The sequence below is a fragment of the Sphaerospermopsis kisseleviana CS-549 genome (assembly GCF_028329225.1).
Taxonomy (GTDB): Bacteria; Cyanobacteriota; Cyanobacteriia; order Cyanobacteriales; family Nostocaceae; genus Sphaerospermopsis; species Sphaerospermopsis kisseleviana.
Genome location: NZ_JAQMTI010000004.1, coordinates 1 through 13,074, shown reverse-complemented (window position 1 = coordinate 13,074; position 13,074 = coordinate 1). Strand labels below are relative to the sequence as shown.

Sequence of the window (13,074 nt, the reverse complement as noted above, 5' to 3'; positions counted from 1 at the left end):
GGCTATTTTCCTGTAAGGGCGAAGCATTCGGGCAACAAATTATCAATTTTATGACCAGGCTATTTTCCCGTAAGGGCGAAGCATTCGGGCAACAAATTATCAATTTTATGACCAGGCTATTTTCCTGTAAGGGCGAAGCATTCGGGCAACAAATTATCAATTTTATGACCAGGCTATTTTCCGAATGCTTCGCCCCTACTTCGCCCCTACTTCTCCTGTACTTACGTTTTGGTCTTATCACCCATCACCCATCACCATTACTGCTGCGGTAATTTAGGTTGTTGTTCTGAGTATTTAGCTACTAAAGCGGAAATTGACGGATTATACAAGCGCAGATAATTCCAATAGTTACCAAATACCAAGCGGACGTAATTTCTAGTTTCACCAAAAGGTATTTCTTCTACAAACTCATCTGGATCTTGTTTAGGGATGGTTTGTAACCATTTAGCCACATTTCCCGGACCTGCGTTGTAACTGGCGATCGCCAACATGGAATTATTACCATATTGTTGATGGGTATGATCCAAATACCATGTACCCAACATAATATTATCATTGGGGTTTTCCAAATTGAGGTTTTTGATATCCATACCAATTTGTGGGGCTATCCATGCTGCGGTACTCGGCATTACCTGCATTAAACCCGTCGCACCAACCACTGATTTAATTTTCGGCTGAAACATTGACTCTTGGCGCATCAATGCTGTAACTAGGAGGGGGTTAAGTTGACGTGATAAGGACCATTTTTGTATTTCTTGGAAATAAGGAAACGGATAACGGGCTTGCCAATAGGTGATTTCTTTACTTAAAGCGGCAAATTCCGCTTGTTCCTCTGGTTTTTCCCGATCTTCTAATTTAGATATCTTAGCAATACCAATCAAATTTTCACCCTTTGCTAACCGCATCAACCCTTCTGTAAATTCTTCCGCTATGGTAGGTTGACTGTTATTTTTAAATGCTGTTTCCCACTCATACCAAGCATCTCGATCCTGTCCTAACAAATACAATTCTTTAAAGGTATCAGAACCCGCTGGAGGTACAGGACGTTGGGGCGGGATAATTTCTGGGTTCATTAAACGCAAGTTACTAAAATCACCTACATCTAAACCTAAAATACTAGCAGCCCGCCAAGCATAATAAGATTGGGGAAATTGACTCAATACATACTCATAAGCTTTCCGTGCATCTTCCTGTTTACCTAGTAGAGTTGCCCATTTTCCTACCCAAAAACTGGCTCTGGGAGCTAAAATACTCCTGGGATTTTCTGTAGCAATTGGTTGCGCCCACTGCCATGCACTTACGTAATCTCTATTTTTGGCTTTATTGAGGGCATTTTTCCAGCGATATTCTGCTGCTTCCTCAGAGTTGCTATATCTACCTAACAATAATTTCCAGGTTTCTGTAGCTGCCTGATTATCTTTAAGCGACTCTAGCAGTTTAGCTTTTTGTTCCAGTGCTTGGGGTGCTTGTTTGGGAAACTTATTAATAATTTGGTCAAGATAAGGTATGGCAGCTTTGCCAGGGGTGATTTCTGCTAATCTTAATAAAGCTGTTCCCGTTTCTTCATCATCGGGAAATTCTTGGATTTGTTGCTTATAAATAGCAATTGCTTGATCTCGTTTTTTATCTATTTGTAATCCTCGCGCCCTGCGATAAAGATTTTTAGCTGTTTTCGGAGCTTTTGTATAAGCACTGGCAGCCTTAGCAAATTCGTTATTATCCCAATATACAGAAGCGATGATATCCCAATCTGCGGCTGTGAGTTGGGGTTGTTTAGCCAACTGATCTAAAATACCAGTAATTCCTGGCTCATCAGAGGCATATTTAGCTAAGATTAATTTTAACTTGAGTTGATTGGGGTTTTCTCGTAGGCGTTTGCGGATAATTTCCCAGGTGAGGGGATGGGAAGGAAATTGAGCGATCGCCTGTTCATGTAGCTTTGGCAACCCAATCAAATATATAGCTTTAACTACTGCTGCATCTTCAGGATAATCTTTTAACACTTTTTGCCGCAGATCGGAAGCTTGGCCTTTTTCACCTAGAATATCTTGTGCTTGGGCTTGTTTCAGTAAAATATACGGTGCTAAAACAGGATAGTCTTTCTCTAGACCTTCTAACAAACTCAAAGCTTTTTTACCTTGATCAGTTTCTATATAATCACTTGCTAACAGATAACGCGCCCTTTCCCGATCTGGTGAACTGCCATTCTCCGCAATTTCCGCAAGTTTTGCCGCCCGTTCCGGTAAAGATTGTGATGCCAAACGAAAGACAACCGACTGGGATTTATTAGCCTCAGATAATTTTTCAGGCTGACTCTGACTCAAGTTGAACCATTTACTCAAGGTTTTTCCAGCTTCTGGGGCTGATAACATACCCCCGACTAAAAAGGCACATAGTCCAGCACCAGCAATCAAATAAATTTGCTTGTTTTGTAGTTTTTTCAGCATGGATACCCGCTTTTAGTCTAGGCTCTAGAAAAGAAAAATGAAGAAAAATCAAGTCAGTTTTTTGCCACTTTAACACTATTGGCTGGAAATGTTGTAGCAGTTAGGCAAGATATGACTAAAAACCTGATTTTTGCCTAAGGGTAATTCATGAATATTGACAAAGGCTGTTTTGGTTTGAATTGTTACCAATTACAATCGCGGGTCTCTCTAGGAGTTTCCGCAACGGGTTAAATGTGAATCTCAATCTCAGTCAAAATCTAGATCGGACTGGTTTTGGAGAACAACGTGCTGACATTAGTTTTTCTTGGACTTTACCTCGAATACGTCAATCAATCCAAGCATCATCTAATATCAATAATAGGGGAGAACCTACTAATCGTCTAAATTGGAATTATAACCCGTTGCGAACTATCGGCACGCCAAAACCTTCCCTAAGTTTAACCCAAAATGATCAAAGTTATAATTTGAACGGGGCATTATCTTATACAGGTTATCGTTTTGTTTGGGATTTATCTCATAATACGGTTTTTGCTAGGGATGGAAATAATGCGATCGCCAATACAACTAAATTCAGTCTTGGTACTGCTTTGGTATTTGTTGATGGTTATTTGGGGTGGTCACGTCCTCTTAATAATAGTTTTGCTTTAGTAATTCCCAAAAACAGTATTAAAGGTCAAGAAATTGGTATTAATCCTATTTCCGGTGGTTATACCACCCGCATTGATAATTTAGGATTTGGTGTAGTGCCAAATTTAAGTCCTTATAATATTTCTAATCTCATAATTGATACAGTTAATTTACCTATAGGAATAGATGTAGGCGATCGCGTCATCAAAGTTTTGCCAAGTTATAACAGTGGTACATTAGTGCAAGTGGGAACAGACGCTACTGTTTTCTTGCGAGGACAGTTATTAAATGCTAATGGTGAACCTATTTCTTTAGGATCAGGACAAATTGTTGCTGTGGGCGATCGTAATTGGCAACCAGTTACTATCTTTACTAATCGATCAGGTAAGTTTGCTACTTCGGGATTAAAACCAGGACGCTATGAAATACGCTTATTTACTGACCCTCCAGCAGTGATTCCCTTGGAAATTCCATCTGATGCTAAAGGCATATATGATACAGGTATACTGAAAATTCCTTCCAAGTAAGTTTAAATATCAAATTTTTACCCCCCTTAATGCCCTCTGATCAAGAGGGAAAACCAGAAAATCCAATTCCCTCCCATTGACAAGGGGAGGGTTAGGGAGGGGTTAAAATATCTTTTCAGTAAACCTTATTTTGGTAACAACTTGAAAGAATCACAAAAACCACTAATACTTTTAGTTAGAAATTTTTGCATTTTTGTAGTGGTTTCTGCACTGACTTGATATAATCTTCTATCAACTAAAAAGATTCTTTGTTTAACAATTTTATCCCCTGGTTTAGTATAGTTAACTTCTTTGCCAAAATGACCTTCTAAACTCATTTGTTCTTCACTAATTAAAGTTCCTTTGGCATTTTCTAAAGCTGTTTTCTTGCCAGTATCTATCGCTGCTTCAACCTGATTATTACGTTTTAATAGTTCAATGTATTCTTCTGGATAGTCAATATAAGCAACTGTGTATTTTACATCTTCCTGGGGGCGTTCAACGATAAATAAATTCACTTCAACTTCGCCAGTTTTATTTTTGATTTTTTGTTTTGTCACTGTGGGTGAACCAGGAAATAAAATACTAAATCCTCCTTCTTGGGAAGAAAAGACTTGCCATATAGATTTTACTGTTGTTTGTGGTTGATTGGCTAATGTAGGTTGACTAATTAGAGAACCACTCAAGAAAATAGATGCTGCCAGGGTGTAAGGTATGATTTTAAAGTTCATATCTAAATTTAGTAATTCCATTGATTGAGAATAACAAACTGATTGGCAAGTGTAAAGTTTGCTATTTGGATATTAGCAATAGCTTAAGTTGTAGGGGCGAAGCATTCGGGCGACAAACTATCAATTTTATGAAAAGGCTATTTTCCGAATGCTTCGCCCGTACAGGAGTCAGGAGAAAGAATTGATTTTTCTCCTGTCACCTTATTTCCCAATTATAAATCATTTTACATTTTCTTACATTTTCCCTAATTCGGGAGTTCTACCTTTTAAACCGATCATTAATTTAAGTGCAAAGATTTTCAACATTGGGACTCGCTGCATCAACCATAAACCTAAACGACGAATAACTACCACAGGTAAGATATTATTAGAAAATACCCGATCTAACAAATCGGTAAAACCTAAAATTGCCAAATTCTCTTTTTTTCGCCACCGTTCATATTGTTTGAGAATTTCAATTTTACCAATATCTGCACCGTTTTGGTGTGCTGTTTGGATAACTTCAGCTAAAGCAGCAGCGTCACGAATACCTAAATTTAAACCTTGTCCACCGACGGGATGACAGTTGTGTGCAGCATCACCAACTAAAGCTAAACGGGGGAGAACATAGCGATCGCTCTGCATTAATTGTACCTGAAAAATAAAGCGATCGCCTAATAATTCTAATTTACCCATCTGCTTACCATACCGCTGACTTAGTTCCGCTAAAAATTCCTCATCACTTAAAGCACACAAAGCTTTTGCTTCTTCATGGGGTGCTGTCCAAACAATGCGACATCTGTTACCAGGTAAAGGTAAAATTGCAAAAGGTCCACTTTGCCAAAATTTCTCATAAGCTGTATAGTTATGAGATTTTTCTGGTCTGACAAAAGCGACTATACAAGATTGCCAATATTTCCAACCTTTAGTTTTAATTCCCGCAGCTTCTCGAATTTTGGAACGTGAACCATCAGCAGCTACTAACAATTTAGTTTTAATTTGTTGCTGTTCACCGTCAACTTTAATATTCACATTCACTATATCTTTTTCATTTTGTGTGGTGACAACTTCTGCTGGACACAAATAAGTTACATTTGCACAATTTTTCACAAATTCTTGTAAAGGTTCTAACAGGGCAAAATGTTCTGCTACATAACCTAATTCTGGTGTTTGTGTGTCTATATCAGCAGTTTGAAATTTCACCACATCGGGATAGTCAGCATCAGATAAAAATACCTGTCTATATTTAGCAATATTAGGTAGAATTTTATCCCAAATGCCAATTCCTTGAAAAATGCGGGCTGATAACATATGTACAGCATAAGCTTGACCTTTAGCTACTGCGGCTGATGTCACCCTAGCTTCGATTAGCAGTATACTTAAACCAGAGTTCTTTAAAGCAGCAGCCAAAGTTAAACCAACTATACCACCACCGACTATCACCAAATCATAATCATATCCTGGTTTGTCTGTCGTTGTGTGGGGGGGAGTGAGAGTTTGAGTAAGCTGAGTGAGTGACATTGTGAAGATAGATGTAAAGATAGATGAAGGTGTTTTATCTATTATTTTTACGCAAGTCTCTTAATAGAGCAAGTTGAGTAGAAAAATTACCCGCAAAATGAGTCTATGTCTTACAGCGAGTTTAGTTTAGCTAAAGCCAAACAAGAGTTTGAATTAACTACTTTAGAAAAACGCGATATTTTTGCTGCTGTTCCCGAATTAGCAGCTAGTAATTTACTGACAGAAATTCTGAATTATAACCTGCCAATTGCTGTAGGAAGTAATAGTGAAAAAGCTCGTTCTGAACTAATTATTTCTCCTATTTTAGTAGATTTAAGGCGACAATTACAAGAGCAAGTGAGTTTATTTTCTGGGGTAGATTTTACAGTTGATGATAGTAAAGGATTAAATGGTACTTGCGATTTTATTATTACTAAATCTCCAGAAATCCTGATTATTACTGCCCCAGTTATCATAATTGTAGAAGCAAAAAAAGAAAATATTAAAGAAAATATTAATGCTGGTTTAGGTCAATGTGCAGCGGAAATGGTAGCAGCGCAAATTTTTAATCAACAATCTCACAGCGACATTCAAACCATTTATGGTGCGGTAACAACTGGTAGTATTTGGCAATTTCTCAAATTAGAAAAACAAATATTAAGCATTGATTTGAGTGAATATTATCTCAAAGATGTAAATAAAATTCTGGGGATTTTAGCTAGTAGTATTTCTCAAGATATACAGGTGACAGGTGACAGTTAATTCAGTAATCGGTAATCAGTTATTAGGATATCAAGGAGTCAGGAGTTATTTATTTTGGATTTTGGATTTTGGATTGTTTTTGTTAACTCCAATCTAAAATCTAAAATCTAAAATCTAAAATCTAAAATCTAAAATCTAAATTTTTTTCCCCAGTACCCTATCACCTATTAAGCCATACTTAAAGCCATTAAATTCTCAGACATTTCAAAATTAGCGGTGACATTTTGGACATCATCTAAACCTTCCAAAATATCAATTAATTTGAGCAGCGATTTAGCTTGATCAGCATCTGTGACTTCAACTTGATTTCCCGGAATCCAACGTAATTCTACATCTCTAACATTAAAGTTTTTGGCTTTCAATGTTTGACTTAGTTTCTCTAAATTTACCACTTCAGTAAAAACTTCAGCTTTGTTATTTTCAATCATTTCATAAGATTCAGCATCAGCTTCTAAAGATGCTTCTAACAAATTTTCTTCATCAACCACATCTTCAACAACACACACACCTTTTTGGGAAAACATCCAACTTACACAACCAGTTTCCCCCAAATTTCCGCCATTTTTACTAAAAGCAACTCGAATATCAGCAGCGGTACGATTACGATTATCTGTTAAAGCTTCAATTAAAATTGCTACACCACCAGGACCATATCCTTCATAGCGAATTTCTTCTAAATTGCTGCTATCACCTGCAAAAGTACCTGCACCTTTAGCGATCGCTCTTTCAATGTTATCATTAGGAATACCCGCAGCTTTCGCTTTATCAATCGCTGTCCGCAACTGAAAATTTCCCGCTGGATCTGGTATCCCACTCCTAGCAGCAACTATTATCGCCCGCGATAGTTGGGTAAAGATACTTCCCCTTTTCGCATCTACTACCGCTTTTTGACGCTTGATATTTGCCCATTTACTATGTCCAGCCATAACTTAAAAAATATTAACACTCTACTCCAAGATAGAATATAATGTCACTGTAAATTCTTCCAAAGCCTGAAAACTTCCTACCTGCCAACTACGCTCAACAGTATCAGGTATAATCTCAGTAATAGGTATATCCTCAAAATAGGGACTTTTTTCAGACTTGATATATTTCCCATCTTGCAATAAATAAATAGACAACTTACCACTATCAAAAATCCATAATTCAGGAACTCCAATAGCCTGATAAGCATCCAGAGTTGTTTTTGATGTCACATCAGTTTCTATTGCTAAATCTGGTGGTGGATCATCTGGTTGTAAACGCCGTTTACCTATCATTTAATAAAGCTTTGTGAAATTCATCTCTCAAATTACGCACATCGCGTTTATTACCTTTACTCATCGTCACCCTCATCTTCCTGAACATAAATATAATCAGTCAGAATGCGAAGTGATTTATCTAAGTTATTTTCAACTTCTCGAAAATTTCTAAAATAAATACCATAATCACCGCTTTCATAGTCTATAATTTTATCACCTGTGAAGAAATAAACACCGACTTTTTCCTTGGCGATAGATACAGATGAATCAACATAGTATAATTTATTATCTTCGATAATTTTCTCTACATTTACACCATGTTGATTTTTCAGAACATCCAAATATATATAGTTATTAATAGCATTAGCTAAAATTGAACTATGGGTTGTGATTAATACTTTATTTCTGGTTTCGTTTTGGATGAACTGGATTAAGATATTTAATAGTTTAATCTGATTTTCTGGATGTAAATTCACTTCTGGTTCATCTATCATTAAGAAATTATTTTTTTCTTCCGCCCAATATTTAAAATATGTATCCAAAAGTGTTAACTGGTTGACAGAAGAAGAAGCTAAATACATTGGCAAAAGTTCGTCAACAGAACTTATTTGAAAATAAAATTCTGCTGCTCCAATTCCTTCTCGACGAATAATTTTTATTTCACCTCCAAGAATTTCTTGTAGCTGTTCAGAAAGATGTAAATAATGATCCTCAATATTTGCATCATACATTTCTAACAGTTTTTGAATGACTTGATTAATAGGTTTTGTATATGGTCTTTGAAAAACATCTAATTCTTCTAATTCAGCTAATTTAATCTTCTCTTTAGTACGAGATCGAGGGCGTTCTAATAAATCTACAAGTTTTTTGATATCTTGTTCACGTTTTTTTCTTTCAAAGTCAATAATATAAAGATAGAAGTTAGGAAAGAAAATTCTGCTTGCAGGTAAGAAAAAAGTCTCATGCTTGTGTTTTAGCATAGTTTTAATTATTATGTCAATGAGAATAGACTTTTTTTGGTTGAGTAAATTTCTGTCCAAAAATCTCTTAGGAAAGATTTCCTGAAAACTATCTGGTAAGTCCTTTTCTTCAAAAGAGTATATCAAATCACCTTGATCTTTTTTGATTTCTATGTACTCTAATGAATTTTCTTCCTCATCTTTTTTTATATAGACAGTAGTTTCAATTTTCTCATCTTTTAATTCAGATATTTCATAATCAAAATTAATGGCAATTTTATTAAAAATTGTTGCTTCTTTTCCAGTATTGAATATTTCTTTTTTTGTCTCTTCTTGTAAAAAGTTGCTGTATCTACTTAATATTTTTCCTATTAGTTCAGGAGTAACTTCAACCTTATTAACATTTTCAACTATTTCATTATCAATAATCTCTAAATTTTCCAATGCAAATTTATTAATTATATCTTGATTAAAAATCGCCCACAATAACTGAGCAACATAACTTTTACCACTATTATTTCTGCCAACAAATACAAAAAAATCCTTAGATAAATCAATGGCTTGAGTATTATTTTTAATAGGTCCTAAATTTTTGATGATCAATTTCATATAAGTTCACCTCTCAACTAATATACTCATAACTCAAGTCTACCAAATATTCAGGTGGGCAATGCCCACCATGAGATTTTAAAGGTATTTACAAGCTACTAAACCTTAAACTTCTCCGTGATCCGCTTCATTGCTTCTTCCACATTTTCCCGACTGTTAAACGCGGAAATACGGAAATAACCTTCACCCGCAGCACCAAAACCAGAACCCGGAGTTCCCACAACATTCACAGTTTGTAGCAACTTATCGAAAAATTCCCAACTGGTTAAACCATGAGGTGTTTTCACCCAAACATAAGGTGCATTGACTCCACCATAAACCGATAAACCTGCGTTGGTGAGTTGTTCACGGATAATTTTGGCATTTTCTAAGTAGAAACTTACCAAAGCTTTGGTTTGTGCTTGTCCTTCCTCAGAATAAACCGCTTCTGCACCACGCTGTACAATGTAGGAAACACCATTAAATTTGGTAGACTGACGACGGTTCCATAATTTCCACAATTCTACATCAGAACCATCAGCAGCTTTAGCTTTTAAGGTTTTGGGAACGACGGTTAACGCGCATCGTGTACCAGTGAAACCTGCATTTTTGGAGAAGGAACGAAATTCGATCGCACAATCTCTAGCGCCTTCAATTTCATAGATAGAATGGGGAAGACTAGGATCGGTGATAAATGCTTCGTAAGCAGCGTCAAAGAAAATAATTGATCCGTTAGCTTTTGCGTAGTTTACCCACTCTTGTAAATGTTCTTTGGTTGCGATCGCACCGGTGGGGTTGTTGGGAAAGCACAGATAAATTAAATCTACTTTTTCCTTGGGTATTTCTGCGGTAAAGTTGTTTTCTGCGGTGACTGGGAGATAAATTAAACCTGCATATTCGCCTTTTTCGTTAGCTTCTCCAGTATTACCCGCCATCACATTAGTATCTACGTAAACGGGGTATACAGGGTCAGTAACAGCAATTTTGTTATTTTTGCCAAAAATCTCTAAAATGTTGCCCGTATCGCATTTAGAACCGTCAGAGATGAAGATTTCATCAGCTTCTACATTCGCGCCTCTAGCTTGGAAATCTTGAGCAGCGATTTTTTCCCGTAACCAAGCATAACCTTGTTCTGGTCCGTAACCTTTGAAAGAAGAGCGATCGCCCATATCTTCCACTGCCTTAATCATTGCAGTCCGGCAAGCTTCTGGCAAGGGTTCGGTAACATCACCAATACCCAAACGGATGATTTTCGCATCGGGGTTAGCTTGGGCGAAAGCATTTACCCGTCTTGCAATTTCGGGGAATAAATAACCGGCTTTTAGTTTCAGGTAGTTGTCGTTAACAGTAGCCATTCTAGATTTTGAAGAAACGCACTAAAATAGCTTACTGTAATTTAGACAATGCCAATTTGACTTTTAACGTAGTTCACACCAGCTAAAAGCAGGTACAATCAATTTGATTTTTCCTCTATCTTGAACTAATATCAATAATTCAACAAGCTCTGTTACCGCAAGCTTTGTTACCACTGACGCTCACGGCGAAGCCTTGCATAATTTTAATGCACAATTTTAATTTTCATCATCCTCAATCCCTTGATTTATCTATGCAAATTCCCTTACAGTATCATTGTCTTTAACATTTCTTTACAATAGGTTCTGGTAAATCACGTACATACCACCTAAGTAAAGGATAATCAGAGCTAATCCATCCCAGGTAATATACATACGTGAACGACTAACAGCATGATAAATTAATCCTGTGATGGCCACGGAAGTCATGATCATCCCAACAACGGCAGTGAAAATATGTATCTGACTGATATTTGCCCACAAACTACCCTGTAAATACACCAAATCATAAAAGCCCAAAATTGCTAAATTAGTGATATTTGAACCAAAAACGTTAGAAACTGCTAAATCTACGGCATTAAGGCGTACTGCTGCCAGGGATGCCACGACTTCTGGTAATGATGTAGCTGTAGCCAGTAAAAGTGCGCCAATAAAACTTTGTCCTAAACCTGTAACTGCGGCAACGCGATCGCCTAAAAATGCTAACCACACACCCAGTATGACAATCATTACCGAGAGAATGATAAATCTGCGATATGCTTGCACAGGTGTAATATGTTGATATTGAAAAACCTCTGCTTCTTCTTCTAATACTTCTGCACGTCTTCTGGTTTCAAATTGGGCAATTATCCGGGCGCTGACAAAATAAAGTAATAGTAAAATCACGCTAGGAATACCCACCCATCCCATAGCTAAATTAGTATCTGTTTTTCCCAACAGCATTCCCGCAGCTGTAATACCCAGCATTCCACAACCTAAACTTGCTGCTAAACCGTGACTAATTTGCGCTCGTTTCAATAAGGGATCAGGACCGTTGTAAATATCGAGTAATGCTAAAATCAGCAAATTGAAAAGACAACTGCCCAAAATGCCACCTACAGCTAAGTCTGGAGAATTAAACATCACTATGGCACTTGTACCTGTGGCTAATTCTGGTAACGATGTCACACCCGCTAACAAAATTGTACCTACCCAAGTCCGCCCCAGTCCGGTTTTTTCTGCCAAAATATCAGCACTTTGGGAAAGCCATGTTCCCACAGCAATGACTAAAGCAATGCACACAATAACTTGAAGGAATAGCAGCATAGTTATATTCTGTACCAGATTAATCTGCAATCTGCTGTATGAGTGTTAAACTTAATGTTTTACAAAAATTTTCAATTTTAATTTTTAACGTGGTTCATCTGGTATTTGATATGGTGCATCAAGATATTAAAACTCAACGCATTTCAATTATTATACCTACTCTCAATGAAGCCAATAATATTAAAGCAGCAATTACCAGCACTCAATCAAGTATAAATGTGGAAGTCATTGTTGTTGATGGTGGTTCAAATGATGGTACACCTACTATTGCTCAATTTTTAGGTGCAACTGTAATTTCTTCTGCTCCTGGTCGTGCTATACAAATGAATACAGGTGCAGCGATCGCTAGTGGTGAAATTCTCCTGTTTCTCCATGCTGATACTCGTTTACCTCAAGGTTTTGATACTATGATTCGTACCGCATTACAACAACCTGGAATTATAGCTGGTGCTTTTGCTTTGCGAATAGATGCACCTCATTGGGGTTTGCGTTTGGTAGAGTGGGGTGTAAAGTTGCGATCGCATTTTTATCAATTACCCTATGGTGATCAAGCTATTTTTTTAACTAAAATCGCATTTGCAGAAGTTGGTAATTTTCCCCAAATACCTATTATGGAAGATTTTGAACTGATTACCTGTTTAAAACGTATAAGTAAAGTTCAAATAATTGACGTTCCTGTAATTACATCACCCCGGAGATGGTTAAAAAAGGGAATTTTTAAGACTACCTTACTTAATCAAATTATCGTTCTTGCTTATTTATTAGGTGTTTCACCAGAACGCATCCGTAAATGGTATAACAATTACCCTTTGATATGGTAATCATGGCAACATTATTATTTAGGGCTTGCTGAAAAAATGCAAAACCCAGATAAATCAAAGGGTTGAGGCTGATAAACAGGAAAATAAGTGTAAAGATATAGCGTCTACACCCTCAAAAACCTTGCACTTTTGTTGAGTTCGAGAGATGAAAAACAATTTTCAAATTTCCTCTTGACTCCTGACTCCTGACTCCTGACTCCTGACTCCTGACTCCTGACTCTTGACTCCTGACTCCTGACTCCTGACTCCTGACTCC

General features: G+C 36.9%; 11 protein-coding genes and 1 pseudogene. 4 read left to right on the top strand and 8 right to left on the bottom strand.

The window, feature by feature from the left end:
• A pseudogene (locus tag PN497_RS00250) lies at positions 1-272 on the top strand (hypothetical protein); the annotation flags it as partial.
• On the opposite strand, the gene PN497_RS00245 reads toward PN497_RS00250, so the two are convergent.
• On the bottom strand, positions 258-2,447 hold the full coding sequence (locus PN497_RS00245; RefSeq protein ID WP_096566520.1) for a lytic transglycosylase domain-containing protein: 2,190 nt from the start codon (positions 2,445-2,447) through the stop codon (positions 258-260). The pseudogene PN497_RS00250 and the gene PN497_RS00245 sit on opposite strands and share 15 nt — an antisense overlap.
• A gap of 179 nt (positions 2,448-2,626) precedes the next feature.
• Here PN497_RS00245 and PN497_RS00240 point away from each other — a divergent pair, with 179 nt between their 5' ends.
• Positions 2,627-3,601, top strand: coding sequence for a fimbria/pilus outer membrane usher protein (locus PN497_RS00240; protein WP_272109229.1), 975 nt, complete (start codon positions 2,627-2,629; stop codon positions 3,599-3,601).
• A gap of 125 nt (positions 3,602-3,726) precedes the next feature.
• Here the strand turns inward: PN497_RS00240 and PN497_RS00235 are convergent, their stop codons facing one another.
• Together PN497_RS00235 and PN497_RS00230 are read right to left on the bottom strand one after the other, a co-directional pair.
• Positions 3,727-4,311, bottom strand: coding sequence for a hypothetical protein (locus PN497_RS00235; protein ID WP_096572604.1), 585 nt, complete (start codon positions 4,309-4,311; stop codon positions 3,727-3,729).
• A gap of 234 nt (positions 4,312-4,545) precedes the next feature.
• The gene (locus PN497_RS00230) at positions 4,546-5,811 is read right to left on the bottom strand and encodes an FAD-dependent hydroxylase (RefSeq protein ID WP_096566524.1); all 1,266 of its coding nucleotides are present in this window, start codon (positions 5,809-5,811) and stop codon (positions 4,546-4,548) included.
• 105 nt (positions 5,812-5,916) lie between these two features.
• Between PN497_RS00230 and PN497_RS00225 the strand changes: the two genes are divergently transcribed.
• Positions 5,917-6,552 (top strand): hypothetical protein, encoded by a 636-nt coding sequence (locus PN497_RS00225; protein WP_096566526.1) that lies wholly within the window; start codon positions 5,917-5,919, stop codon positions 6,550-6,552.
• A 167-nt stretch (positions 6,553-6,719) separates the two neighbouring features.
• On the opposite strand, the gene PN497_RS00220 is transcribed toward PN497_RS00225, so the two are convergent.
• The 5 genes from PN497_RS00220 to PN497_RS00200 form a co-directional block, all read right to left on the bottom strand.
• Positions 6,720-7,478 carry a YebC/PmpR family DNA-binding transcriptional regulator gene (locus tag PN497_RS00220; protein WP_096566527.1) on the bottom strand — a complete coding sequence of 253 codons (759 nt, stop codon included), beginning with the start codon at positions 7,476-7,478 and terminating at the stop codon, positions 6,720-6,722.
• Between the two features lie 21 nt (positions 7,479-7,499).
• Entirely contained in the window at positions 7,500-7,811 is a 312-nt protein-coding gene (locus PN497_RS00215; protein WP_334310591.1) for a Uma2 family endonuclease, read from the bottom strand.
• 56 nt (positions 7,812-7,867) lie between these two features.
• Positions 7,868-9,361, bottom strand: a complete 1,494-nt coding sequence (locus PN497_RS00210) for an AAA family ATPase (RefSeq protein ID WP_096566529.1) — start codon at positions 9,359-9,361, stop codon at positions 7,868-7,870.
• Between the two features lie 98 nt (positions 9,362-9,459).
• Positions 9,460-10,695, bottom strand: coding sequence for an LL-diaminopimelate aminotransferase (locus PN497_RS00205; RefSeq protein ID WP_096566531.1), 1,236 nt, complete (start codon positions 10,693-10,695; stop codon positions 9,460-9,462).
• A 291-nt stretch (positions 10,696-10,986) separates the two neighbouring features.
• A complete protein-coding gene (locus PN497_RS00200) occupies positions 10,987-11,997 on the bottom strand; it encodes a sodium:calcium antiporter (protein ID WP_096566533.1) in 1,011 nt (336 codons plus the stop codon).
• 110 nt (positions 11,998-12,107) lie between these two features.
• Between PN497_RS00200 and PN497_RS00195 the strand changes: the two genes are divergently transcribed.
• Positions 12,108-12,818 carry a TIGR04283 family arsenosugar biosynthesis glycosyltransferase gene (locus tag PN497_RS00195; RefSeq protein ID WP_096572605.1) on the top strand — a complete coding sequence of 237 codons (711 nt, stop codon included), beginning with the start codon at positions 12,108-12,110 and terminating at the stop codon, positions 12,816-12,818.
• The last annotated feature ends 256 nt before the right edge of the window (positions 12,819-13,074 follow it).